General features: G+C 36.0%; 30 protein-coding genes, 3 pseudogenes and 1 riboswitch. Of the genes and pseudogenes, 6 read left to right on the top strand and 27 right to left on the bottom strand.

All coding sequences use genetic code 11. From position 1 onward, the window contains the following. Positions 1–20: 20 nt before the first annotated feature. The 3 pseudogenes from gcvPB to gcvT form a co-directional block, all read right to left on the bottom strand. Positions 21–1,471: pseudogene (gene gcvPB / locus H1D32_RS13810) on the bottom strand (aminomethyl-transferring glycine dehydrogenase subunit GcvPB). Beyond that, positions 1,471–2,814: pseudogene (gene gcvPA / locus H1D32_RS13805) on the bottom strand (aminomethyl-transferring glycine dehydrogenase subunit GcvPA). Before gcvPA ends, gcvPB begins: the two co-directional pseudogenes overlap by 1 nt. 26 nt (positions 2,815–2,840) lie before the next feature. Further along, a pseudogene (gene gcvT / locus H1D32_RS13800) lies at positions 2,841–3,937 on the bottom strand (glycine cleavage system aminomethyltransferase GcvT). 266 nt (positions 3,938–4,203) lie between these two features. Further along, a riboswitch (glycine riboswitch) is annotated at positions 4,204–4,330 on the bottom strand. 183 nt (positions 4,331–4,513) lie between these two features. On the opposite strand from gcvT, the gene H1D32_RS13795 reads away from it, so the two are divergent. Together H1D32_RS13795 and H1D32_RS13790 are read left to right on the top strand one after the other, a co-directional pair. Further along, positions 4,514–6,205 (top strand): DEAD/DEAH box helicase, encoded by a 1,692-nt coding sequence (locus H1D32_RS13795; protein WP_261178895.1) that lies wholly within the window; start codon positions 4,514–4,516, stop codon positions 6,203–6,205. After that, a complete protein-coding gene (locus H1D32_RS13790) occupies positions 6,183–6,974 on the top strand; it encodes a YqhG family protein (RefSeq protein ID WP_261178894.1) in 792 nt (263 codons plus the stop codon). Before H1D32_RS13795 ends, H1D32_RS13790 begins: the two co-directional genes overlap by 23 nt. Before the next feature lie 228 nt (positions 6,975–7,202). On the opposite strand, the gene H1D32_RS13785 is transcribed toward H1D32_RS13790, so the two are convergent. From H1D32_RS13785 to H1D32_RS13730, 12 genes are all read right to left on the bottom strand, one after another. Beyond that, on the bottom strand, positions 7,203–7,382 hold the full coding sequence (locus H1D32_RS13785) for a YqzE family protein (RefSeq protein ID WP_261178893.1): 180 nt from the start codon (positions 7,380–7,382) through the stop codon (positions 7,203–7,205). Between the two features lie 128 nt (positions 7,383–7,510). Next, the gene (gene comGG / locus H1D32_RS13780; RefSeq protein WP_261178892.1) at positions 7,511–7,888 is read right to left on the bottom strand and encodes a competence type IV pilus minor pilin ComGG; all 378 of its coding nucleotides are present in this window, start codon (positions 7,886–7,888) and stop codon (positions 7,511–7,513) included. Next, positions 7,878–8,351 carry a competence type IV pilus minor pilin ComGF gene (comGF, locus tag H1D32_RS13775; protein ID WP_261178891.1) on the bottom strand — a complete coding sequence of 158 codons (474 nt, stop codon included), beginning with the start codon at positions 8,349–8,351 and terminating at the stop codon, positions 7,878–7,880. The genes comGG and comGF overlap by 11 nt, the downstream gene beginning before the upstream one ends. Beyond that, positions 8,311–8,646, bottom strand: a complete 336-nt coding sequence (locus H1D32_RS13770) for a type II secretion system protein (protein WP_261178890.1) — start codon at positions 8,644–8,646, stop codon at positions 8,311–8,313. The genes comGF and H1D32_RS13770 overlap by 41 nt, the downstream gene beginning before the upstream one ends. Next, positions 8,633–9,085, bottom strand: coding sequence for a competence type IV pilus minor pilin ComGD (comGD, locus tag H1D32_RS13765; RefSeq protein WP_261178888.1), 453 nt, complete (start codon positions 9,083–9,085; stop codon positions 8,633–8,635). Before comGD ends, H1D32_RS13770 begins: the two co-directional genes overlap by 14 nt. After that, complete coding sequence (locus H1D32_RS13760) at positions 9,082–9,330, bottom strand: competence type IV pilus major pilin ComGC (protein WP_261178887.1); 249 nt, start codon at positions 9,328–9,330, stop codon at positions 9,082–9,084. Before H1D32_RS13760 ends, comGD begins: the two co-directional genes overlap by 4 nt. 73 nt (positions 9,331–9,403) lie before the next feature. Continuing rightward, positions 9,404–9,997 (bottom strand): hypothetical protein, encoded by a 594-nt coding sequence (locus H1D32_RS13755; protein ID WP_261178886.1) that lies wholly within the window; start codon positions 9,995–9,997, stop codon positions 9,404–9,406. Next, a complete protein-coding gene (locus H1D32_RS13750; protein WP_261178885.1) occupies positions 9,984–10,394 on the bottom strand; it encodes a hypothetical protein in 411 nt (136 codons plus the stop codon). Before H1D32_RS13750 ends, H1D32_RS13755 begins: the two co-directional genes overlap by 14 nt. Before the next feature lie 98 nt (positions 10,395–10,492). After that, positions 10,493–10,720 (bottom strand): hypothetical protein, encoded by a 228-nt coding sequence (locus tag H1D32_RS13745; RefSeq protein ID WP_261178883.1) that lies wholly within the window; start codon positions 10,718–10,720, stop codon positions 10,493–10,495. Beyond that, positions 10,710–10,970: a hypothetical protein gene (locus H1D32_RS13740; RefSeq protein WP_261178882.1), complete on the bottom strand. Its 261-nt coding sequence runs from the start codon at positions 10,968–10,970 to the stop codon at positions 10,710–10,712. Before H1D32_RS13740 ends, H1D32_RS13745 begins: the two co-directional genes overlap by 11 nt. Before the next feature lie 152 nt (positions 10,971–11,122). After that, complete coding sequence (locus H1D32_RS13735) at positions 11,123–11,503, bottom strand: ParM/StbA family protein (protein ID WP_261178881.1); 381 nt, start codon at positions 11,501–11,503, stop codon at positions 11,123–11,125. Positions 11,504–11,647: 144 nt separating this feature from the next. Next, the gene (locus H1D32_RS13730; RefSeq protein WP_261178879.1) at positions 11,648–11,995 is read right to left on the bottom strand and encodes a hypothetical protein; all 348 of its coding nucleotides are present in this window, start codon (positions 11,993–11,995) and stop codon (positions 11,648–11,650) included. A gap of 157 nt (positions 11,996–12,152) precedes the next feature. Here H1D32_RS13730 and H1D32_RS13725 point away from each other — a divergent pair, with 157 nt between their 5' ends. From H1D32_RS13725 to H1D32_RS13715, 3 genes are all read left to right on the top strand, one after another. Continuing rightward, entirely contained in the window at positions 12,153–12,293 is a 141-nt protein-coding gene (locus tag H1D32_RS13725; protein WP_261178878.1) for a hypothetical protein, read from the top strand. 432 nt (positions 12,294–12,725) lie between these two features. Further along, a complete protein-coding gene (locus H1D32_RS13720; RefSeq protein WP_261178877.1) occupies positions 12,726–13,535 on the top strand; it encodes a replication-relaxation family protein in 810 nt (269 codons plus the stop codon). 2 nt (positions 13,536–13,537) lie between these two features. Next, positions 13,538–13,801, top strand: coding sequence for a hypothetical protein (locus H1D32_RS13715; protein ID WP_261178876.1), 264 nt, complete (start codon positions 13,538–13,540; stop codon positions 13,799–13,801). 44 nt (positions 13,802–13,845) lie between these two features. Here the strand turns inward: H1D32_RS13715 and H1D32_RS13710 are convergent, their stop codons facing one another. The 11 genes from H1D32_RS13710 to H1D32_RS13660 form a co-directional block, all read right to left on the bottom strand. After that, the gene (locus H1D32_RS13710; RefSeq protein ID WP_261178875.1) at positions 13,846–14,994 is read right to left on the bottom strand and encodes a LysM peptidoglycan-binding domain-containing protein; all 1,149 of its coding nucleotides are present in this window, start codon (positions 14,992–14,994) and stop codon (positions 13,846–13,848) included. Next, on the bottom strand, positions 14,994–15,230 hold the full coding sequence (locus tag H1D32_RS13705) for a phage holin (protein WP_261178873.1): 237 nt from the start codon (positions 15,228–15,230) through the stop codon (positions 14,994–14,996). The genes H1D32_RS13710 and H1D32_RS13705 overlap by 1 nt, the downstream gene beginning before the upstream one ends. A 43-nt stretch (positions 15,231–15,273) precedes the next feature. Beyond that, positions 15,274–15,555, bottom strand: coding sequence for a BhlA/UviB family holin-like peptide (locus H1D32_RS13700; RefSeq protein WP_261178871.1), 282 nt, complete (start codon positions 15,553–15,555; stop codon positions 15,274–15,276). 52 nt (positions 15,556–15,607) lie between these two features. After that, on the bottom strand, positions 15,608–15,901 hold the full coding sequence (locus H1D32_RS13695; protein ID WP_261178869.1) for a hypothetical protein: 294 nt from the start codon (positions 15,899–15,901) through the stop codon (positions 15,608–15,610). Positions 15,902–15,956: 55 nt separating this feature from the next. Further along, positions 15,957–16,124 (bottom strand): hypothetical protein, encoded by a 168-nt coding sequence (locus H1D32_RS13690; RefSeq protein ID WP_261178868.1) that lies wholly within the window; start codon positions 16,122–16,124, stop codon positions 15,957–15,959. Further along, positions 16,121–16,258: a hypothetical protein gene (locus H1D32_RS13685; RefSeq protein ID WP_261178867.1), complete on the bottom strand. Its 138-nt coding sequence runs from the start codon at positions 16,256–16,258 to the stop codon at positions 16,121–16,123. Before H1D32_RS13685 ends, H1D32_RS13690 begins: the two co-directional genes overlap by 4 nt. A gap of 1 nt (position 16,259) precedes the next feature. Further along, entirely contained in the window at positions 16,260–18,203 is a 1,944-nt protein-coding gene (locus tag H1D32_RS13680; RefSeq protein ID WP_261178866.1) for a phage tail spike protein, read from the bottom strand. Between the two features lie 46 nt (positions 18,204–18,249). Next, entirely contained in the window at positions 18,250–19,245 is a 996-nt protein-coding gene (gene xerA / locus H1D32_RS13675; RefSeq protein WP_261178865.1) for a site-specific tyrosine recombinase/integron integrase, read from the bottom strand. A gap of 251 nt (positions 19,246–19,496) precedes the next feature. Further along, entirely contained in the window at positions 19,497–19,628 is a 132-nt protein-coding gene (locus H1D32_RS13670) for a hypothetical protein (protein ID WP_261178864.1), read from the bottom strand. Positions 19,629–20,113: 485 nt separating this feature from the next. Further along, the gene (locus H1D32_RS13665; RefSeq protein ID WP_261178863.1) at positions 20,114–20,680 is read right to left on the bottom strand and encodes a hypothetical protein; all 567 of its coding nucleotides are present in this window, start codon (positions 20,678–20,680) and stop codon (positions 20,114–20,116) included. 178 nt (positions 20,681–20,858) lie between these two features. Further along, a complete protein-coding gene (locus H1D32_RS13660; protein WP_261178862.1) occupies positions 20,859–21,023 on the bottom strand; it encodes a hypothetical protein in 165 nt (54 codons plus the stop codon). A 56-nt stretch (positions 21,024–21,079) separates the two neighbouring features. Here H1D32_RS13660 and H1D32_RS13655 point away from each other — a divergent pair, with 56 nt between their 5' ends. Beyond that, on the top strand, positions 21,080–21,802 hold the full coding sequence (locus H1D32_RS13655; RefSeq protein WP_261178861.1) for a hypothetical protein: 723 nt from the start codon (positions 21,080–21,082) through the stop codon (positions 21,800–21,802). Between the two features lie 60 nt (positions 21,803–21,862). Here H1D32_RS13655 and H1D32_RS13650 read toward each other — a convergent pair whose 3' ends face one another. Further along, positions 21,863–23,410 carry a polysaccharide deacetylase family protein gene (locus tag H1D32_RS13650; protein ID WP_261178860.1) on the bottom strand — a complete coding sequence of 516 codons (1,548 nt, stop codon included), beginning with the start codon at positions 23,408–23,410 and terminating at the stop codon, positions 21,863–21,865. Positions 23,411–23,412: the final 2 nt, after the last annotated feature.

The raw sequence follows: 23,412 nt of genomic DNA, 5'->3' as shown, positions 1-23,412 counted from the left end.
TTCTTTTTGTAAATACCTTTTTATTGCTTTTGATATTTTAAGATTGGTTTTCTTGCTGCTGTTGTTTCATCGAGTCGTCCAATAACAGTATGGTGTGGCGCTTCTTGAACGATTTCTGGATTTTCCTCAGCTTCTTTAGCAATTTGGATCATTACCTCGATGAATTCATCTAGAGTTTCCTTTGTTTCTGTTTCTGTCGGTTCAATCATTAAACATTCTTCAACGTTTAACGGGAAGTAGATTGTTGGTGGATGATAGCCAAAGTCTAAGAGACGTTTAGCCATATCTAACGTTCTTACTCCTAATTTCTTTTGACGTCTACCAGAAAGAACAAACTCATGCTTACAATGCTGCGTATATGGAGCATCAAAATAAGGCTGTAAGCGTCTGAACATGTAGTTAGCATTTAATACAGCATCTTCTGATACTTTACGAAGCCCATCAGGTCCCATCGTACGAATATACGTATAAGCACGAACATTAATTCCAAAGTTTCCATAGAATGGTTTTACACGTCCAATAGAAAGCGGAATGTTGTAATCAAAGAAATAGCGATCTCCATCTTTTTAATAACTGGTTTTGGTAAAAATGGGATTAAATCCTTTTTACTCCAACTGGTCCAGAACCTGGTCCGCCGCCTCCGTGTGGTCCTGTAAAGGTTTTGTGAAGGTTTAAATGAACTACATCAAGCCCATATCCCCTGGTCTTGCAATACCTAAAATTGCATTTGAGTTTGCTCCATCATAATAAAGCTTTCCACCTGCATTGTGGATAATTTCAGCCATTTCAACGATATTTTCTTCAAATAAGCCGAGTGTATTTGGATTTGTTAACATTAAAGCAGCTGTATCTCACCAACGACTTCGCGAAGGTGCTCTAGATCAACTAAGCCTTTTTCATTAGATCGTACAGTAATCGTTTCAAAGCCTGCTACTGTTGCAGATGCTGGGTTTGTACCGTGGGCAGAGTCTGGAACAATGACTTTCGTACGGTGATAGTGACCATTTTGTTCGTGATACGCACGGATTAACATTAGTCCAGTCCACTCACCGTGAGCACCAGCCGCAGGTTGTAGAGTTACTTCATCCATTCCTGTAATTTCTTCTAATGAGACTTGTAAATCGTATAATAATTCAAGCGCACCTTGAACCGTATTTTCATCTTGTAATGGGTGAATATGAGAAAAGCCTGCTAATCTTGCTATATCTTCATTAATTTTCGGATTATACTTCATCGTACATGATCCTAGTGGGTAAAAACCAGAATCAACCCCATGGTTACGATTGGAAAGTGCAGTATAATGGCGAATTAATTGAAGCTCAGAAACCTCTGGTAATTCAGGCTCTTCCTCTCTAATAAACTCAGACGGGAGTAGGCTAGTAAGATCCATTTCTGGAACATCTAACGCAGGTAAACTGTAGCTAATTCTTCCGAATTTACTTTGTTCAAAAATTAACGGTTGATTTTTCATTATTTTACTCCCTCCAATACTTAAGAAGACGATCAATTTCGGCTTTTGTTCTAAGTTCTGTAACCACTACTAACATGTGATTTTCTAATTCCGAATAATCTCTACCTAAATCATACCCTCCAATGATACCTTGTTGAAATAACAGCTCATTTACTTCTTTCACTGGCTTTGAAAGCTAACAACAAACTCATTAAAAATCGTATTTTCAGGGTCTAAGACCGTAAACCCTTGATCGACGAATGATTTTTTTGCATAGTTAGCCTTTTGAATATTTTGTAGTGCCATTTCTTTTACTCCAGTTTTTCCTAAAGCCGTCATCGCAACAGATGCTGCAAGTGCATTAAGCGCTTGGTTAGAGCAAATGTTTGACGTCGCTTTGTCACGACGAATATGTTGCTCACGTGCTTGAAGAGTTAATACAAACCCACGCTGTCCTTTATCATCTGTTGTTTGTCCTACAAGTCTTCCCGGAACTTTACGCATAAGTTTATTAGTCGTAGCAAAATAACCACAATGAGGACCGCCAAATTGTTGTGGAATTCCAAATGGTTGCGCGTCTCCGACTACGATATCAGCACCAAATTTTCCTGGTGGCGTTAATGCACCTAAAGCTAAAGGATTACTTGATACGACAAAAAGACCTTTACCAGAATGGGCAATCTTTTCGATTTCTCCTAAATTTTCAATGTTTCCAAAGAAGTTAGGATATTGGACAATGACACATGCCGTATCATCGTTGTATTTCTCTTGCAGGTCATGTACGTTTGTAACACCATTTTCTATTTCAATCTCAATCACAGTCAGGTTTTGACCTTTAGCGTTTGTTTTCAATACATCTCTTGCTTCAGGATGAACTGCCTTAGATACAAGAATCGTTTTCTTTTTGTTTGTCCAGCACTCATCATTGCTGCCTCGGCAAGGGATGTATGCCCATCATACATTGATGAGTTGGCCAGATCCATTCCTGTTAATTCACTAATCATTGTTTGAAATTCAAAAATGGCTTGCAGTTCACCTTGAGAGATTTCCGGCTGATATGGAGTATAAGCCGTATAAAACTCAGAACGCGAAATAATATGATCAACGACTGATGGTATGTAATGCCCATACACACCAGCCCCTAAAAATGATGTGTACTCTTTGCTATTAGCATTTTTACTCGCCATTCTTGATAGCTCTTTTACTGTGTCAGGCTCAGAAAGTGCTTCTTTTAAATTCATCTCCCCTTTAAAGCGGACCTTCTCAGGAATATCAGCAAATAACTCTTCAACAGACTTAACACCGATAGTCTCCATCATTTCTTGCTTATCTTGCTCGGTTACTGGCAAATAACGAAATTTCAATTTACTTCCCCCTTAAATGTAATGGATTAGCCTCGTTTATAGAATGGTGTTTTCACAACTTGTGCTTTTAAGCGCTTTTTCCTTACTTGAACCTCAACAACAGTATTTAGTGGAGCAAACTCAATATCTAGAAGAGCTAAACCAATATTTTTCTTAAGTGTTGGTGATTGCGTACCGCTAGTAATTACCCCTACTTGAGTATCGCCTACAAAGACTTCATAACCTGTTCTTGGTATTCCTTTATCAACCATTTCCAAACCGACAATCTTTTTATGTAAACCTTTTCTTTTTGAAGCTTTAATGTTTCTTTTCCGAAAAAGTCACTTTCTTTATCGACCTTTACGGCAAAACCAATTCCCGCTTCAAGAGGAGTAATCTCCTTCGTTAATTCTTGACCGTATAAAGCTAAGCGTGCTTCAAAGCGTAGCGTATCTCTTGCACCTAGTCCACAAGGTAGGATTTCTTCATCTTTACCAGCCTCTAAGATTGTTTTCCATAAGAAAGCAGCATCCTTTTGCTGACAATAAATCTCAAATCCATCTTCACCAGTATAGCCAGTTCTTGATACTAATGCTTTAGCACCTTGAAGATCTACTTCATCTTGAAACTTAAAAAAAGTTATCTCAGAAAGGTTTGTCGTCGTTAGCTTTTGTAATACTTGCTCTGCAAGTGGCCCCTGTATCGCTAGCTGCGCAACCTCATCAGATATATTGGTAAGTTCAACATTTTCAAGTAAATGTGAAGCCATCCACTCAAAATCTTTCTCAATGTTAGAAGCATTGACAACAATTAAGTAATCAGTATCAGATTTTTTATAGATGATTAAATCATCGACTGTTCCACCGTCAGCATAACACATAGCTGTGTACTGAGCCCCACCAACCTTTAGCTTGGACACATCGTTCGTTACTAAACGTTGTAAATATTGTTCCGCTGCCTCTCCAGTAACTGTAAACTCGCCCATATGTGAAACGTCAAATAGACCGACTCTTTCCCTAACTGCTTCATGCTCTTCTTTGATACTACTAAATTGAACAGGAAGATCCCAACCGCCAAAATCAATCGTTTTGCCACCATACTCTCCGCAAACTTCAAAAAGTGGTGTTCTTTTTAAGACACTCATTAGACTAACCTCCATCTGTTTTATTAGCTTTAGTTTTTATAATTATTTGTAGCTTACTCCCTAAATGTCGAACTCTTTCAATAAAAATAAATGGCTTAAAATTATGAATTTTTCGCTTAAAAGTTAAAAAAAGGACAGAGAAATACACAGTACGTGTATTTCTCTGTCCTTAAACCAGAAAGTTTATTCCATAAAATTATATAGGAATTATCCTCGTGGGTGGTCAAATAAGCCAATAGTAAGATTACTGACACTCTCCAGAGTTGCGTCAAACAAGAGTCTTTTTGCCTGAGAGATTCACGTTTCCGTTTGCTCCTTCGGCGCTGCAGCGAAGCTTTTTATAGCTTTAAATCTCGCTTTTAGAAATATTGCAGTCTCTCCCCATGTTTTCATTCGCCATTATTCTATTAGTAAGAGTTACTCATGTTTTTCGACTTCTTTGTCCATACTAAATCATATGACTATTTAGATAGACTTGAATGTGAGTGTAATTAGCACGCCCATAAACCTATCCTATCATTACCTAAGTTTGATTGGCAATCATTATTTTTAATTACCAAGAAAGGATCGGTGTCCATGAATATTACGATTAATTTTGATCCTTCATGGAAAGAAGGATTGCTAAAAAAAATGGAAGATGATGGCCCTTGGTCAAGTTGGGAGTTATATAAACTAGCCCTCGAAGCTGAAAAAAACCTAGTAATAAATGAATTTTTTGGACTTGTGGCACCTACGCATCTTCCAAACTTAACGATATTTCCCCACCAACTAGAGGTGGCAAAAAAAGTCATCGAAGAAATGAATGGCAAGGCTATTTTAGCTGATGAGGTTGGCTTAGGAAAAACAATCGAAGCTGGCTTGATCTTAAAAGAATACATGATCAGAGGCTTGGTAAAAAAAGCTTTAATATTAGTTCCAGCTTCACTTGTTTCCCAATGGGCACAGGAGCTAAATCAAAAGTTTTTTATTCCTGCAGTCCCACAACGAAAAACTTATGTCTGGGAACAATGTGATGTCGTTGTTGCATCTATTGATACCGCAAAACGTAACCCACACCGTGATATTGTCCTAAAGCAAAACTATGATTTAATCATCATTGATGAAGCTCATAAACTAAAAAACAAAAAAACAAAAAACTATGAATTCATTCAAAGTTTAAAGAAAAAGTTCTGTTTACTATTAACGGCAACTCCGGTTCAAAACAAGCTAGAAGAAATCTTTAATTTAGTCTCACTATTAAAACCAGGGCATCTTGGTGATGAGGCAAGTTTCGATGATGCCTTCCGGACGAATTCACGATCACCTAAAAACGATGAAAAACTACGTGAGCTTGTTAACAAAGTAATGGTCAGAAACCGTCGTGAAGATACGGGAATTGAGTGGACAAAACGGATTGTCGAAACGATTACGATTCCTTTTTCAAAAGAAGAACAAGAATTGTATGATGCTGTAACAGCTTTAAAAGAAATCGGAACGAACGAAGATGATACAATTATTAAAAGTCACTTTTCTCTATTAACACTGCAACGGGAAGTTTGTAGTAGTCGTGAAGCTGCTTTTTTAACTTTAAAAAACCTGATTGAAAAGCTTCCTAATACACCAGAAATTAGTGAAGTTATTCAACCACTCTTCAAAAAAATCGAACAAGTGAAAAGAAATTCTAAAGCTGAAAAAGCATTAGAGCTGATCCAAAAGATTAATGATAAAGTAATCATTTTTACTGAATATCGAGCTACCCAACTTTATTTACAATGGTTCCTAAATCAACATGGGATTAGTTCCGTACCATTTCGTGGTGGCTTTAAGCGTGGAAAAAAAGATTGGATGAAGCAACTTTTTAAAGATCGGGCTCAGGTCTTAATTGCTACTGAAGCCGGTGGCGAGGGGATAAACCTTCAATTTTGTCACCATATCATCAACTACGATCTCCCATGGAATCCCATGCGAATTGAACAAAGAATTGGACGTATTCACCGTTTGGGGCAAGAAAAAGATGTTCATATTTATAACTTTGCGACTGAGAACACCGTCGAGCAGCATATCTTGTCGTTACTTTATGATAAGATCCGCCTGTTTGAACGTGTGATAGGCGAATTAGATGATATCTTAACGAAACTAGACTTAGACAATATCGAGGATCACATCTCTGATATTCTCACTAAATCGAAAAGTGATGGTGAAATTCGCGTGAAAATGAATCACCTTAGTGAGTTAATTAAATTAAATGAAGGAGCGAATCATAGCAATGCAGCAGCAGGACATTCATAATTTTTTAGAACGCTATTTTAGAGCAAATGAAAGTCCCATTCTTGAAAATAGTAATGGCTATCTTCACGTTCAGCTATCAATAGAATTAGATAAATTGCTCATGAACCGTCCCTTTTACTGGCATTACTTAGAAAAAACAGGTGGGACGCCTAACCCAATGGAGATGACGTTGATCACTAATCCAGAAAACTGCAGTGAAGATAAAAAAGGAGAACAAATTCATTTTGGTTCACCTAGGTTGCATCAAATTTTTCAATCTGTACAACAGTTAGGTTCCTACATTCGATTATTCGAACAAATCCCTATCGAAAATCGGATGAACTCAACCGCTTTACATCCTTGGCTCTGTTTAAATGCCAAAGTTTCCTATCAATGTGACCGAAAAAAAGACATGCTGTTTTCTTTAGGGCTTAATCTAATTACCGGAGCAGTGAAAGATCAATTTCATGATTTATTGTTAACGAAAACACTTACCCCAAAAATACCAGATTTCTGCTTTACATTATCGCCTCTAATTACGATAACTAGCGGTCTAACAAGACTTGAAAATGTCATACGGACAATTATCGCTGATGACAATCACGAATGGGCGGAAGAAGCCCACGGGCGTTGGGACGATGATTTAAGGCTACTAGAAACTTTTTATGAGGAATTAGAAACAAAGCCAGAAAGCTACTATTTAGAAATCGAAGCTTTAAAAGAGCAATATGAACCTAAAATTAATATTAACATTATTAACGGTGGTGTATTTTACCTAAGTAATCAATAAGAAAGGGGCAAGCGCCCATTTAAGCCCCGACATGCAAATGTTCTTTGAGAAAAAAAGTGTGCTCTTTCACTTTTATTCTCGAAGGTTTTTGACCTCGAGGGGCTGATCGGTGGAGCTAGACAGTTATTACGTTGAAATTTTATAAATTCTTATCTTTTAAAAAATGAGGCTGTTTACTCAAAGGACAGTGTGGTAGTTGTCACTTTAGAAAACAGCCTCATTTTCTACTTATTTACTTCTTTTAAACAATTGTGCTAACGCGTAAGGAATTAAGCCAAAATAACGATACGCAAATGGATCCTTATTGGCTTTTCGCTCTTCCTTCATCGCTTTGCGCTTCTCACTTGGAGTATCGACATAGCTGACAAATTGCTGTGTCACATATTTCACGTAATCATTCGTTTTCATTTTCATTCACCAGCTTAGTTTTTTCATTAGTATTGCCAATTTGTGCAGTCATTATTCTAAGTAATGACAGATGTCTTTACCATACCTCTCAAGCTACCTAAGATTGTTTTGCTTATCCTATACCTTTGCTACTCTAACCATGGTAAAACAGTCTTCTTATTTTCATAATAGTAAAATAGCACTTGTTTCGAGTAGTTTTCTTTTGTTTTACTTATTAGGTGGATCGATTTAATTCCGGTCTTTACTTTATTGACAACAAACGTAACTTCTCCTTCTCCATAGTGAAATTTCCCTGTAAAATGATCTCTACTATCAGAATGTAACATCTTAGAAATATCAACAACACCCATTTGTAATAGGGTTTCAGCTGTATAAAGGTCACCTTCTTCTTTAAGGAGATATTTTTCTTGGCTGTATTGAGCCAATTGAAAAGCAACAAAGCTACAAACCAGAAAGAGGATGACCATAGTGGTTGGTAAGATAACACCTCTTTGATCAGCCATCATGCATAGCCTCTAAAGGCAGAACATGTGATAGTCTTCTCTCATGGGTTTGCTGATAAAGATCCTTAACGATCACATCTATTCCATTTTTCCACTTTAAAAATGTCACCTCAGATACGTTTTGTAAGACGATTTCTTGCCCTTTATTGTTTACTTGCCTCCTAATTCGTTGTTGAAACATGGAGTACGTGACTTGTTCATTATTTGCTTGGTTTAAATACAATGTATTATTTACCACGAAAACCGTAGCTGCTCTATCAACATCACTAGCCAACTGTTGAAAAAATAATGAAACCTCCATATGATGCAAAAGCTTTGGTTCATGAGAAATTAATTTCATAAATTGAGGAATTAGTGAGCAGATAACGAGGAAAATCGAGAAGGAAATTAATACTTCAATTAGGGTAAAGCCCATGTTTTTTTGATTATCTTTTTCCACTTGCGCATTTTTCATATTGTCGGTCATTGGCAGCCCTCCAAGCAATACATGCTTTAAGCTCTTGACTCTCTTCTTTTACAGTTGTGGTGATTTTGTAGATTGTATCAAGGTCAGTAACCTCCGTTTCAAGATTACCGTTTTCCTCATAAATCCATCCTGTTATCGTCTTTGAAAGTAGATTCATTGCCTTTTTTTCTTGCTGGATGGCCATCCGCTCTTCGTAAACAATTGCTAAGGTTGGTATTAAAATCAGTGTAATGACGATTACTACCATTAAAGCTGTCATTACTTCGATCAAAGAAAATCCTTTACAATTCCTCAATGTAAAATCTTCCCCTTCCTAGTAACATCACTAGGCGGAAGCGTTGTTCTCCCATTCGTATCGTTAAGCTTCCAGATTTCTGAGCGTTACCATTTGGAAGAAATGCAATGTCTGTTAAGGTCAACGTTCCTTGGACGAAAACAACATCCTCAGGTTTGTATGGCCTCCTGAAAATAACGACTCCTCCTTGGCGGATGACATATTCTTTACTTCCATTTAAAAAGACAACGGTTGTCGTTAATTGTTTACTCATTGCCAGTTGTTGCGCATAGTAAAGATCCTGTTGCAGTTGGTACATAAACTGCTTTTGATCACTAGCTTTCATCGTGGATTCAAATTGAACAAGTGGAATTGCTGAAACAACAGCAAACATAAATAAAACGAGGGTCATTTCAAGTAAGGAGTGGCCTTTTTCATTGCGAAGAAGGTGTTTCATCATTTCACTTCAACAGCTCTAGTCACAGTATTGAGTGTCAGCTCAGTACCGTTTGGACAGACGATCGTATCAACATACTTCCCTTTTAAATCTTCCAGAGATTTTGGGTACTCTTTTTTCTCTACATAATAAGCTCCAACCTGTGCTTGCAATAAATCAATTGTCGCCTCGCAGCCACGCTGACTAGCAATATCATTGTTATTTGTCATGTTTGGGATCGCTACTAGAAGGAGGATTGAGATAATCATCAAGACAATCATCATTTCAATGAAAGGGTTCGATAACATATGTTTTTTTATGGAGATTATAGGGGTTTTTACTTCACTCTATACTTTCTACAATCTGTTCTACAACTTTTTCTGACTCTCCTTGTTTATACTTTTCAATAAAGTCACAATAAATGATCTCTAATACACGCTCGAGTGTAAAATGATGATCTGGGTGGATTTCAGCAATATCAGCTAGCATTACCTCTCCACGAAGAGCTTGCTTTCTATTCATCCTGTATTGAAATGTTGCTGATATGATCTCATTCTTTTTTAACTTTCTAACTGGTATCACCTTTTCTGTTTCAAAGAAAGCAAAAGAGTTTTTCCTTTCCTCCAAGAGAACCTCTTTTGTGGTAACAATCATTTTTGTCTCTCGTTCCAATAGGAGACTATAAACCATTTCAAAATTGGGTACCTTCTTCACCTGGTTAATGAAATCATTCCACAGAAGTTCAATCATTTTCTGCTGAGTGAAGAGAGCTCCACTTAATTCGGATATATCCTCACATAGTACTTTCATTCTAAAATAGTGGCTTCTTGGAACATTTAAATCAAGAAATACACTCGAGTAATTAACAATGTTTAGCCATGTAGTTTTCATTTCTGTTGACTTCTGGAGTAAGTTCTTCTTGCTATAGGCCTTCAATGATGATCTCCCCACTTTCTATTCTTAATGCTTCCATAAATATTCTGTACGCTGCCATCCGAATACTTTCATAACACCAATCCACAGACTTATTAACAATCAGTGAATAAAGTTCTTTATCCGGATTAATATGAACCATTAAATTACTCGTTTGATAATCTATTTCTGGAAGTTCGTAATTCAATTCAAACGCCTTCTTAATTAGACCTGTACAGTATTTCTTTTCAGACAATCCTGATAATCTTGAATACAATAATACTTTTTGTTTATCAAGCTTTGAAACTGGTATTTTAATATCATGTTTTTTATCAGAGCGTTTTTTTCTAGGTTTAGAGATTTTTAGTTTTTCTTTTTGTGGTTCGGCTGCCCTTGGGCTAAACATTGGATTTAAATTCAAGTCCTCTCTTCCCCCTCTCTCGTACTTTTATCTCAAATATCTCTGGGTCGATGGGTCAGTGGGTCACATTTTGACTTTTTCCAATAGGGTAGAAGAGGCTAAAGTAAGTCAGCTACTAAACTCATATCGTTATTGGTGTGTATCTCTTCGACTATTATGGGCTGTTCTGGTATTTGTGAAAAATTATTATTTTGAGAATGTAAATAATGAAATAAAACCGACTTTACATACCCAGAGAAATTTGGATGATTTGCACAATGTTCATATAGTTCTTTTTGATTAGGACAATCTAAATTAAAGCTAATGGCCTTACGTTTAAACACCATGAATAATCCTCCCTATAGCATGAAACCCCATAGCATTAGCATAAAGCGCATTTGGCATAGGCGCGACACACTTGAAATATGGCTGTAAATAGTCAGCAATTACTGAAGCTTTCCCACCAGCAGTCCAAATCATATCATCTGAGCCCCATTTTTTGCCTAACTCCCCTGCTATCCTTGCGACAAGTTGCTTATCGTTTATTGATTTATTCGTTTCAAAACCGAAAGGTAATGTTCCACTTTCGCGATCCACATATCGACGATCTTTTAGCGTTACGTAATTAATTGTTTTACTACCACCATCAATAACCCTGACAACTCCATCTATTGGTTTTGACCAAAAAGCGGCCCCACCTTCAGCTGCAACATCTACCGATCTAATAACAACTTCCTTGCGTTCCCCATTTACTGTAATTTCCCATCTTCCCTGGAGTAACTGCTTAAGTCTCTTTTATTTTCTTCATTGTGATTTACTATTGGTAGGCCTGTGATAAGTCTAATCTCTTTAACGTTAGCTTGGTGTAGTGCTGTTAAAGCTAAGATCCTAGTATCTTCATGGTCCTTCTGTTCAGTCATCATTGACCTATAGAATTCACTTTCTCTCTCAGCTAAATCTCCTACATAATATTTTTCCCCCTCAAACTCGACTTCCAGATCGTTATTCGAATGGCGATTTTTTAAATTCCTTTCCCTCGCTTCACCAACAAATGAAGCAAAATGAAACATTTTTTGCCCCGTGAAAATTTTTACATTTCTTCTACCAAAATCTCCTCCTACAATATCCATTAACATCCACTCTCCTTTTATGTTAAACCTACATCAAACCTTATCGTGAAATTTACCCTATTGGTTTGATGCAGGTTTTAACCTTGATGATAATGAATATGAGAGTATGGTTGTCCAATATGACAATCTAAAGGGCAGTTATTTTTAATTTTTCCTCTTAGTTATCGGCTGCCTTTTTACTAGTCGATAGCATTTGGTTAAATGATTAAATTCATTATCAGTGAGCATATGTGAGTGGGCTATTTTGTTTCTAATTGGAGTTAATTTTGATAGGAGACTTAACTGTTTGGCATCGAAGTGGGGTAGCACATGGGGCAAAGCTTGGAAGTATTCGATCAAGTTCCTATAGAGCTGATTTTCCGCTAAATAGCGCTTAACAAGATGAGTATAACCATAGTTGTTAATCAAGTTAGTCAAGATGATTTGCCTCAATTTACTTTCAATAACAAAGAACATACCATAGGCTTCTTTCATTTTTTCGAGGTCATTCATAATTGGAGCTCCCTTCGAGGATTAAAGTGGTTGAGGATAATTGTTAATTTTCTACATTTTTTGATAAAATCCTTCTATGTAAAACAAATAATTTCGAGACGATTTCATGGGCAACTATTATTTTATGTACTATCGATACATTCGTGGAGAAAAGATCATGATAGTTATGGATTTTAATAACGGGAGATTAAGGCATTTTGATTTGAAGTTTTTAAAAACAGATGAGGCTGATGAAGAGTTAAAAGGTTATATGAGAAGTATCTGGAAGTCGCATGTTGAAAATATTCGGTTTGGATAAAAAGATAAAAGATAAAAAAACCGTCTTGCCCAATAAGAGGCATTTTGCTATTATGAAATTATCAAGATGGAGTTTACAGATTGATAGATATTTTACTAAAACAGCGTGAGCTGATTGATGATTTTTAACCAAATGCCGGACCGTTGGTTCGAAAGTGATTTTAATACTAAGTTACCTAGGTGAGGTCTGTTCAATACAACAATTTATGAGACAAGTGTCTGTTTTTATAGACACTCAAAATAGGAGATTAGCAAGCTACAGTATTTTACTAGTAGGTTGCTTTTTTATGTTTTCTTCACCGTGACTCCCAGCTATATTGTCACACGAAAGTTTGTCCCTATCATAATTTGTTGTTTAAGGTTTTTACTAGTTTTTCCGCTATACATAGCAGTTGTATAGCAATTATGTACACTAATCTTAGGGGGTTTTGTTATGAATACTTGGAACGGAACATTAATCAGAAAAAAAATGCACGAAATTTTATTAGTACTTTATTTATTGCGTGGGATTACCAATGAACAATTGCGTAGATATTTCAACCCACATCTTCAATCTAACGTGCGAGGACAACTAGCAAACATCTCACGCAATGTTTCTGTATTAAAAGAATTGAAATTAATTTCATCGGTTTCTTGTCATCCGCACAGCAAAGAAGAGCTCAATTTCTTAACTAGAAAAGGCATTGAATATATTCATAAAAATTGCATTATAGAGCATGAAGGCAACGATGACGTTGTAGGGTTTCTAGAAGGGCCACTCAGATCCTTTGAATATGAAATATTGAAACCACCGACTCGATATATTGAACATCATCATATGCTGATTGATACGATTGTTGATTATTCGCACTTTGGTCGTTTTCGAAACAACCTTTATTGTGTCAAACAATACGACTTGTTAGATCGCAGTTACGGGTATAAAAAAAAGGCGAAAGTTAAACCAGATGCGGAGTTGAAAACTATAAAAGGACTAATATTAGCTGTTGAGATCGATACCGGTACGGAGAGGACAGAAAAACTTATTCAAAAATTTTCAAACTACAGACGATATTTAGACTATTGTCTACAGAACGACATAAAAATACCGTGGGTAGGTATTTTGTTCCAAACTCAGCGTGGAAATGAGATCTTAAACATCAAGGATGACCAGCGTTGGCAGACCATTTTAAAAGCTGCAGTGGATGGGTTATCATATTATTGTTGGAATATCCATGTTTTGGGTTTCAAAGACCTTCACTTATAAAAATGATGAAAGAAGAACCTCACATCTTACGTGATTTAGGTATCGAATTGCCAACAAAAATAAATCCTATTCTAAAGAAGAAAGTTGAAGAAAAAAAGCGTAAAGAGGAGTTGCGTTTTAAAAAAGAATTAGAAGAAAATAAACGTAGGGATGAAGAAAGCGCTCGTATACGCGAAAAGCAAGAGGAACTAAAACGTATTGAAGAAGAACAACGACTTGAAGACGAAAAAAGAGGAAAAGTAAGTTTTTTGGCTTGTTTTAATTGATTTAGAAATCCCTCACGTTAATAAAACGTGAGGGATTTTATTTACTATAATAATCTAACCAAATCTTTCCGCGATGTAATGTAGTAAATGTTACCACGGCTATTTTTTACTTTGTATTGAGGAGAGCCATTTGTTGTTACCTGCTCAATTACAATCCACCCCTGTCCGCGAGTAAACTGTCCGCTTGGTCGATCCCATCGAGGAGTATCATAAAAGTTAACCGCTACTGCAATGGCTTCGACTCTACGCCCCGCTAATGGATGTTTACTTTGCTTTTTATCTACGTATGCACCTTTGACATTGGATACAAATTGACCGTTGCCTATATCTAGCCATCCATTTTGGTGCTCTTTATACACAGTTACTTCGTCTCCCTTTTTAAGCTGTGATGCTGCTGGATGAGCAACAGATGGACCTTTGCGTACATTTATGGCGGCAACTTTCACTGTACCCACCCATAGGACTTTTGGAGATGCTTTCTTAGATGCTGTTTCGGCTGGCACTTTAAAATGTAGTTTTTGCCCGACTTGTAATCTACTAGGATCCTTGATGTCGTTCCACTTTATCAGATCCTCAACAGTAAATCGCTCATCACCGTTAGCAATGCCCCATAATGTATCGCCTTGTTGGACTGTATAAACATCCGGAATATCTGTAACTGGTGTATGAGCCAAAAACGTAAATGTTTTGTTGTAATCAAAAACACAACATTGTTTCCAACTATAACCGGAAAACTCATGGTGCGATTTATCCTCATTACCAATTCCATCCTTAACAAGTGCTGCTTGTAATTCGGCAATTGTCACTTTTGTTGCCTCGTCCAATTCATCAGTTCGGTAATCTCCAGCTACACATATACCAATGGCAAAATCATTAGAATTTCCTACATGGTAGGTTCGTAAAGAAATATCATTAGCGTATACAATACGAGCGCGCTTACCTTGTGGTGTATTCACAATATTTTGAGGTTCGATGATTAATGCATAAGCAGGACCTGGCCAACCTAGTGTGTTAACGTGATAGTTTGCAAACCCAAGCGCATTTGAACCTGGTAAGTGTTTTCTGGTTAAACTGTGATGCCATGCCCTCACACAATTTTTTAAACTAGTATTTCGTCTTGTGTAGCTACCTCTAGATGGTAATAAACCTCTTTGATCTATCAATTGGGGTAATTTTTGAAATGAATAGGTCATTATTTCTCATCTCCCTTTAATTCTATTTTTTCGATTAGTTCTTTTCTTTCAATTGCATTTTTTGTGATATCGTTGTCTTTCCAAGCTGTCCAAACAGATACAACAGCTGCAATTGCAATAGCTATAAACTCCTCACCAATATAAGGAAACTCATAACCCCAGTTTGATAACAATGCATTCAGCCAAGCTAATAAGAATATTACAATCCTAGTCCATACTACTTTACTAATTCTCATGTTTACTCCACCTTTCTTATACATAAAAAGCCGTAGCACTTAGCTACGACCTTTCGTAATTAATTTTCTTTTCAACTTTATCCATTCGATTTTCTAATGACGTTAACGCCCCTTGTATTTGTTGCAAAGCTTCAACGGTTCTTTCGTGGCTATCATTTGAGCGCGTTAGGTGGTTCATTAATTCCCTTTCGCGCTGCCTCGAGTCTTCACGGTGTACTTGATTTTCTTTTCTGGTTTCTCTGATAAAATAGGCTGCGAGCATGATACAAAGAATTGCCCACACTGCTTGACTTTGTGCTAGTTCATTTGCTACGTTGTATTCCACCGATTAACCCCCTTGCCCAAAATAAAAAAGTCCACATTATACTTGAGGACTTTTACTCATTTATTAATCTTGTGACCTCATATCTATAAATCTCTACATCTTCAGCGTCGTTACTAAATGCTTCATACATTTTAAGCACGTTTATAAATAGTGGATCATCTAACCTATTATATTTTTGAAAATCTTCATAAACTTTATCAAGCTCTTCAGTCTGTTCGCCATTTTGTAACATTAATACATAAAAATCAATGGCATCATCTAAATAAAAATCGTAATTTACAGATTTCGAACAACCAAGGAGTAATATTAATGAACTAACAATAAAAATAATTTTCACAATGAACACCCTCCCTCCAGCATCCATTATATACCATAATTGTTATAAATTCCGAGTAATATTACTATTTAGGTCCAATATATTTAATATCAATTTTTGAAAAAATCCGATTACCTATGCAAACTGTGTTGATTTCATTGTTGTTCAATTGTTCATTCAAACTTGGTGCATCGTAACTGTCTACTTCAAATTCTAGACTTGAACCACTGTGTGTAATAATCTCTAATATCATTGTCTCACCCCTTTCACCAATGATTTGTAAAGCAAAACTTTTGGTTCTGATGCTTTAATTTCTACGATACTTAGCGTTACATTAGCAATAACTGGTTTGTTACCTATCAATTTCTTAATTAACCATTCTCTCATTTTAAAAGTTTCCTCCTATATGCGATTGAATAAATACCCGTAAAATTAAATTTGCATTAATTCGCCCTAAGCCATTTGGAGTTATTGTTATTTGGTGCCTACCCCTTACTATTTTCCCATTTTCTTTTTGTAAATAAGGTTCTATATTCACTCTATTTCCGATAATAGCTGTATGCGAAACTAAATTACCATCTACCCGGATTGTGACTTGTGTAGGAACTTGAGCTAGTTTGAAAATCCCATGCTTAATGTTATGTGTATGGTTAGGTAACGTAATATTATGGGAATGGTTAGGTACGTCGATCTCGTGTGTATGGTTTGGAATTGTTACACTGTGAGAGTGATTAGGTATGCTAAAATCGTGAGAATGATTAGGAACACTAATTGTATGACTGTGGTCTCCAGATGCATATAATGTTTCTATTTGTGACATTGTAGGCGTATTACCGTCCAAGTAAATAGTACCATTGTATACAGTTGCCGCAGTTGCTTCTGAAGGATCTCTTGCAACGGTCCCGGTAGTTTGGAACATTACATGTCTATGATTACCACCACTTGAAGATGTTTGACTAGTACCGCCACCACTTGATGTGGATGTACTAGTTCCACCACCACTAGAACTAGTTTGCGTAGTTCCACCACCACTTGATGTTGATTTCACTACCCCGCCACCACTACCTGTTGACTGAACAGTTGCTCCACCACCTTCAGTAGCTTGAGAATACGCTCTAAACTCCTCTGTATCAAAGGTTAGTTCACAAGTGTTAATGTTAACAACATCATTATCAATAAAGAACTTGATTGTTGCGGGATTATTTTGATCACAATTGTCTTGATAGTCATAGTTAAGAATGTTTGTTGCACCCTGACTATATGCTTCATTCACTCGTTGCTTTCGTTCCAGATCGGCTTGAGTGGTTGCAATATCATCTATGCCATTATTGATCTCATATTTAGCATCGTATTCTTTTGATAGGTCAGGGATATGTTCAACCAATATACGTCCTTCGTACTGTTTTTCATCACCAACAATCACTTTTGTAACTGTGCCTAGTTTCCTTCGACCCTCGTATCCAGGTAAAACTGAAAGGTCAGCCGCTTCACATTCAAAAGAAAACTTAGGGTCTTTCCATTGATTAATTAAACTTTGACCACTCGCTTTTAGTGACTCTGCATCTTCAAAGCGTCGATCAATCCAAACATACGGACGTTTCCCCCATTTCGATATTGACTCATCATCCTTAAGATATCTAATCCCATTATTTACACTTTCGATAGTTAATTGATTTACTCCCTCACCAGCACCTTTTGGAATAATAAAATTTACTATCTTACTGGGATCAGAAACATCTTCAAAGTTGATCATGTCTTTTCCCCATCTGATTTCTGATTGTACTTCATTTGATGGCCTAACTAAGTTAATTGTCCACGGATAATTTTTTGTATCAAACGTAAACTCATAGGGTTCATTAAAAGGTTTTGGAACGCTTAGTATTGGTACTAATAGTCCGTTTTCGTTCTCAAATTTATAATGAAAATATCGTGTGAATGAAACGGTACCTAACTTCCAATGTTTTATTTCTTGTATATCTAAAATTGCTTGAAGTACCGTTTCCGTCGTCTGATTAGTTAATTGCATATATCCTTCAATTACGTCATCTAAAAGTGTCGATAGTACATGTTCACACATATAAGTTATTGAATTTGTTGTTTCGTTCTTCTTTGTTTTTGTCGGCATAATACGGTATAAACCATGATAACGACCTGTTTGTTTTGATGTGATTTCTATAAAGTTAAAATGTTGGCATAATGTATTTTTAAAATCACTAGCAGGTAAAGTAAACGATGCTTCCCATACCTCGTTTACGTATTTATCTACTGAAACACTATAGGCGTTTTCGAGTATGCCTATGGGTTCCAATCCTTTCGAAAATACTTTAATCAAATTATCACCACCAAAAAAGAGTCCCAAAAGGGACTCTCTAAATTTATTACATTACTAAATATTTTTTGTGCTGCTCACGTTTCTTTTCTTCCGATAACACCGCATAGGTCATTGTAGTCTCTGGACTCGTATGGCCTAGTAAGTGTTGTACTGCTACTATATCAGCACCATTATTTAACGTTAAAGTGGCAAAAGTGTGCCTCATAACATGTGGACTTACTCTCTTTTTCACATCTGATTGGTCCGCTATAACACGAATTTCACGCTGTATTCCCCGGTTTGATAATCGTCTATGAGGTTTTCTTTCTGTCACGAATAAAGCTGGATCTTCATCGTTTCTTAGCTTCAAATATTTCTCAAGATGATGCTTTGCTTTAAATGATAGAAACACTTCGCGTTCTTTATTGCCTTTGCCGACAACCTTAAACGACATTGATTGAAAGTTAACGTCAGAAATATTTAATGCTGAAACCTCGCTCAATCGACAACCAGTAGCATACATCACTTCAATAAACGCTCGTTGTCTAAGAGTCTTACACGCTTCTCTTAACATTTCTAATTCCTCTACACTCAATGCTTTAGGCGCACGTTTGGGTGTCTTTGGCGGCTTCAATTTGGCTGTTGGATCACGTTGGATGATTTCCTCACCTGCTAACCAAGAAAAGAAACTTTTTAACACTGATAACTTTTTCCCAACAGTGCTCATTTTCAGGTGTTCAAATTGCGATAGAAACACGCGAATGTCAGCTGCAGAAATCTCACTAGTACGCTTTTTCACACATTCAGCAAATTTTTTTAACTCCATTTGATAGCCTTCTAGAGTTCGTGGGCTATGGCCCTCCAACTTCTTTGACGCTAAGAATAGTTTAATATTATCAGTTAAATCTGGATGGATTTCATCTGTTTCTGGCAACAATACGTGATACTTCGTGATGATCTTCGAGAGATTACTTTTTACTTCATCGACATAGATTGGTACCAGCTCCGAAATGTAACCAGTGATTTCTGAAATGAGTAGCTCTCCAGCAGTTTTGTTATTCATTTTTCATTCCCCCTGAGAAGGTTAATCGCTTCGAGAGTCACACCTACAACAAAAGAAGTAGGTACGCATCTCAGGTGCGTTTAAGTCGGGGAGCTACCCCAACTAACCTACTTCAATGTTAACATAACATTTACTACAAGTGATAATCAATAAGAACAAATGTTTGTAAAATTATTCGACAGGCATATTAAGTTCTTTTGCGTTGTCGATATGATACTCGATATGGTCATAAAGAGAAATATAATCGCCGTTCACATCTTCAAACATTCATCGTAACTGATGGCCAATTGCATTTTAACAATGTCGTTTTTAAGCCATAAATGAGCTATTTTGTTGTTGTTCATTTCAGTAAGTACCGCTTCTACGTCTTTGATTGTTGTCATTAATACAGTCCTCCAAAATATTGCTTATAAAAAAGGAAAATAACTCCTTTTGTCGAATGATAGTTTGTCCACACTATTTTTCATGAAAGGAGAAATTAACATGGGTGAAAAAGAAAAACTATACCTTTAACTGAATCGGTTAACAAGTTTTCAGCTAGAGTTGATTTACCAAGAGAAACTAGATCTATTAATAAACAAAGCGCTAGAATAACGCCGAGTACTACGACACCAGCAAAGAAAGGATGAACGTTATGTCAAAAGTAAATAATCAAGGAAATTCAAACAATGTAAAATCTGACACTGCACGTAGAACTCAGGCTTCAGTTAATAAAAATTCAGCTCGAATTATTACTCCAAAGAAGAAGTAGTATTTTCAATATCCTTTAGTTGAGCAAGCTTTATTTCTTCTGGATCAAACACATTTACAAAGATATTTGTTTTTATATCAATAAAAGACCTTTTAATAGGTATTTCGTGTCTTTTAACTAAATCAGTAAAAAATCAACATCTTCTAAAACTAAATGGCGTTCAGGTTCAAATGGTCTGGACGCTTTCATAATGCATCCAATTTGACTTTTATCTTCCGAGTCTATTTTCCCAATTTCAACGACCATAGTATCATTTTTCAAAAAGATTTCTTCCCATACAGAAGACGTATTTGAGAGATCAGCAACGCCTCTCCAATTTCTCACTTTATTTATTACCTTTAATTGAAACTTAAAAATATACTTAGTATAAAAAACACTTACAACAAAACTCACAAGTACACTTAGTGATAGAAAAATCAAAAGAAAAATCAGATTGCCTGATAATCTTTGTAAATCCTCTAAAGTCCATATTAATTCTAAAACTGGAATATTATTAATAACCAAAATTGATAGGTTTAATAAAGTTAGTGTTGCAACTGTTACTGGTAACCATAACAACGCTGAAATTGCTGTCAACTCTATGGAAGAATGTTTTACGACTGGATTAACACCAAATGATTGAATCCAAAAATACATTAAAAACCCAGGCAGTAAGAAAACTACTGTGGCTAAAAAATTTTCCATTTAATCACCTCATTCCTCATAAATTTTATATTCAACATTTGTATCAAAAATCCTCTTTCTAAATTAATCCTTGTTACACCGTTCATCGTGTGAAGGATTAACAAACTATCACCTTCTTTCAAAATAAAAGAGCCCCGAAGGACTCTTACATAATTTTATGTTGCTCGCGTTATAGACGCTAGTCATTAAGTGCTTCTTCAAATCTTCTTCTAAAGTTCTTTATTTCTTCCTCTAGGTAAGAATGATCTAAATTACCCATATTATCGATAACTGTTTCAGTGCTTAAACGATATTCTTCTAACAATTCATTGAAAATTTGAGTTATTTCTATTTTATTCATCATTCTACACCTCTTTTCCGTTATGATAATTATATCATTTTAGAATGGAGGTGAGAAGAATGGTACTAGAAGATTCAAAAATATTAATTGACCAATCAAAACAATTACTTCATGAAATTGAACACATTTATGAACAGGACATTAGGATAGGAGTAGACTCTCCTTTGCTCAGGGTTAAAATTAAACTGTATCTCGAAAATATTAATTCAGCTCTTGATTATACAGCTTATAAAATTTTCTTAGAATATTGTGCCAACGCAATAAAGGAAAGAGAACCCGACAAATATTCATTTAGAGAAGGACGTGTATATTTTCCTTGTTTAGAGGAAAAGAGCAAATTTGATAACTACATTAACGATCGCTTTAAGTATTTAAGTGCAGAAAAAGAAGAAATAATTGATATTCTCGCAAAATATCAGCCATTTCCTCTAAGGTCTAAATGGTTAAAATACTTAAAAGAATTAGTAAATAATAACAAGCACCGTTATTTGAGTGTTCATTCATGTCAAACTCATACTCATTTTGATAACTTGATCATGCCTGGAGGTGCACAATTTCGTAATTTAACTATAGTTACGGAAGGTGATTCCGTTCCAATAGCATATGGAGATCAACCAATAGATTTCCAAAACCCTAATACTATACCAGAAGGTACTGTATTTAAAGGTAGTGTTGAAAAGGATTTTTATTTTAAAGAAATAGACCAGCCTGTTCTTAAAACTTTAAAACGTATTTATCGAAGTGCACCCACTGTAATAAATGATATTGAAAAACTACTTTGAGGGTAAAACTTACCCTCTTTTTTTATTTTCAATTAATGAACTGTATCCTCCTACTGTTTATTAAACAGGGGTATTGCCGACCAAAACAGTCCAATCCCTATCTGGCATTTCTATCGGATTAGATGTGATGTTAGTAAGTCTCAACCTAACTGTGGTGGAATTTGCATACATTACATTGTAAACAATACCTGATTGTAGTGAACCATGCGGGTAAGCGCTAATCTCATACCCATGACCTAATTGCGGTACAGTAATCAAAACATCTGATGTGCTTTGTGCATTAATATTCCTCGCTGTTACTGTGTGTGTTAATGTTACTAAATCTCTTCTTCTAAAACGGTTAAATGTACTCCACGAACTACCACTAAACCTTCTTATATAAAAATCACGTTGGTTTATATCCCTCCAAATTTGATAGGAAAATTGGTCATCTTGCCCTCTAAATGTTTCCAGTACGCCAGACGAAGTTGGAAATGCAGCAGAGTCCGAATTGTATATAGTTGTGACAGTCAGTTTATCTTTAGGAAACTCAGAGATAGGAGTATTCACCGTATAACCTGTCGAGTAATCTATTGATATTGAATTTTTTATATTATCAGAGTAAACCCCTCCGACTTTTGGCACAACATAGAATTGACCTGTTTCATCATTATAATTCTCTATAGCATTTCCAAAAACCTTGTAACCTTCAGACGGTGTAACAATCTCTATTCCTTTGGATTTAATATAATCAATAACATTCGATGCCATTTGATACTCTGCTTCCGTCCATGTTCCACAATGTGTGCATATAACCAACCAAGCGTTATCTTTTTGAGATTGGTCTATGTGATTTTTAAAATAGTCGAATGTCAAGTCTCTATTATCACCAAGAACAATCCGTACTATCGCTGTACTTCTTACAGGAACATTAGCCCTGCCAAAACCACCATAAGCATGATCGTAATTTTCTTTTGTATATTTGTGTATGATTGGCTTGGTCATAGAACCATATGGATAAACAAATCCCTTAACATCAAAATCTTCTCTCAATATTCTTGCTGATTCTTCTATTTCGAATTTTATATCCTCTTCTGTCATTGTATCAAGATGTGTATGAGTAACTGAATGTGATAAAATTTCCCATCCTGCGTTCGCTAATTGTTGTACTTCGCTTTTTCGCATATATGTCGAACTAGTTCCATTCATGTACTTGGTGACAATAGCAACAGAACCTACAACCCCTTTACTATCAAATAACGGTTTCAGACTAGTATAAGCAGGCGATCTTCCGTCATCGTCAATAAAGCTCACTAAAGGTCGTTTGATAATCTGATGATTGAACTCGACACTTTTAGGTCTTAAAAACGTAGTCCTCTGTTCTAGTTCGGTTTGTTGTGCTGTTTGTGCCAACGATGTATCACTGGCATCTAGTCTAGACTTTAAAGTTGGGAATGTTTGACCACTTTCATTGACCCTTGCTTGTGCTGCTTCAACACTCGAATCCCCTTCAACGACAATTTGATCTATCTGTTTTTGAAAATAATTTACTTCATCAATAACCATATTAATCTTTGGATATCCTTGTTTCAGGGTATCCTTAGGTAGTAATTTTGGTACGTTTTTCACAT

Origin of the sequence: Anaerobacillus sp. CMMVII, from assembly GCF_025377685.1 — a bacterium.
Taxonomy (GTDB): Bacteria; Bacillota; Bacilli; order Bacillales; family Anaerobacillaceae; genus Anaerobacillus.
The sequence above is the reverse complement of the archived record's forward strand: the minus strand, read 5'-3'. Positions and strand labels throughout refer to the sequence as shown.

What these genes read in the sequence shown, in the direction of transcription:
- H1D32_RS13795 (WP_261178895.1), top strand. Translation starts at nt 4,514, where the DNA reads ATGAATATTACGATTAATTTTGATCCTTCATGGAAAGAAGGATTGCTA.
- H1D32_RS13790 (WP_261178894.1), top strand. Translation starts at nt 6,183, where the DNA reads ATGCAGCAGCAGGACATTCATAATTTTTTAGAACGCTATTTTAGAGCA.
- H1D32_RS13785 (WP_261178893.1), bottom strand. Translation starts at nt 7,382, where the DNA reads ATGAAAACGAATGATTACGTGAAATATGTGACACAGCAATTTGTCAGC.
- comGG (WP_261178892.1), bottom strand. Translation starts at nt 7,888, where the DNA reads ATGATGGCTGATCAAAGAGGTGTTATCTTACCAACCACTATGGTCATC.
- comGF (WP_261178891.1), bottom strand. Translation starts at nt 8,351, where the DNA reads ATGACCGACAATATGAAAAATGCGCAAGTGGAAAAAGATAATCAAAAA.
- comGD (WP_261178888.1), bottom strand. Translation starts at nt 9,085, where the DNA reads ATGATGAAACACCTTCTTCGCAATGAAAAAGGCCACTCCTTACTTGAA.
- H1D32_RS13760 (WP_261178887.1), bottom strand. Translation starts at nt 9,330, where the DNA reads ATGATTATCTCAATCCTCCTTCTAGTAGCGATCCCAAACATGACAAAT.
- H1D32_RS13745 (WP_261178883.1), bottom strand. Translation starts at nt 10,720, where the DNA reads ATGGTGTTTAAACGTAAGGCCATTAGCTTTAATTTAGATTGTCCTAAT.
- H1D32_RS13735 (WP_261178881.1), bottom strand. Translation starts at nt 11,503, where the DNA reads ATGGATATTGTAGGAGGAGATTTTGGTAGAAGAAATGTAAAAATTTTC.
- H1D32_RS13730 (WP_261178879.1), bottom strand. Translation starts at nt 11,995, where the DNA reads ATGAATGACCTCGAAAAAATGAAAGAAGCCTATGGTATGTTCTTTGTT.
- H1D32_RS13725 (WP_261178878.1), top strand. Translation starts at nt 12,153, where the DNA reads ATGATAGTTATGGATTTTAATAACGGGAGATTAAGGCATTTTGATTTG.
- H1D32_RS13720 (WP_261178877.1), top strand. Translation starts at nt 12,726, where the DNA reads ATGAATACTTGGAACGGAACATTAATCAGAAAAAAAATGCACGAAATT.
- H1D32_RS13715 (WP_261178876.1), top strand. Translation starts at nt 13,538, where the DNA reads ATGATGAAAGAAGAACCTCACATCTTACGTGATTTAGGTATCGAATTG.
- H1D32_RS13710 (WP_261178875.1), bottom strand. Translation starts at nt 14,994, where the DNA reads ATGACCTATTCATTTCAAAAATTACCCCAATTGATAGATCAAAGAGGT.
- H1D32_RS13705 (WP_261178873.1), bottom strand. Translation starts at nt 15,230, where the DNA reads ATGAGAATTAGTAAAGTAGTATGGACTAGGATTGTAATATTCTTATTA.
- H1D32_RS13690 (WP_261178868.1), bottom strand. Translation starts at nt 16,124, where the DNA reads ATGATATTAGAGATTATTACACACAGTGGTTCAAGTCTAGAATTTGAA.
- H1D32_RS13685 (WP_261178867.1), bottom strand. Translation starts at nt 16,258, where the DNA reads ATGAGAGAATGGTTAATTAAGAAATTGATAGGTAACAAACCAGTTATT.
- xerA (WP_261178865.1), bottom strand. Translation starts at nt 19,245, where the DNA reads ATGAATAACAAAACTGCTGGAGAGCTACTCATTTCAGAAATCACTGGT.
- H1D32_RS13670 (WP_261178864.1), bottom strand. Translation starts at nt 19,628, where the DNA reads ATGACAACAATCAAAGACGTAGAAGCGGTACTTACTGAAATGAACAAC.
- H1D32_RS13665 (WP_261178863.1), bottom strand. Translation starts at nt 20,680, where the DNA reads ATGGAAAATTTTTTAGCCACAGTAGTTTTCTTACTGCCTGGGTTTTTA.
- H1D32_RS13660 (WP_261178862.1), bottom strand. Translation starts at nt 21,023, where the DNA reads ATGATGAATAAAATAGAAATAACTCAAATTTTCAATGAATTGTTAGAA.
- H1D32_RS13655 (WP_261178861.1), top strand. Translation starts at nt 21,080, where the DNA reads ATGGTACTAGAAGATTCAAAAATATTAATTGACCAATCAAAACAATTA.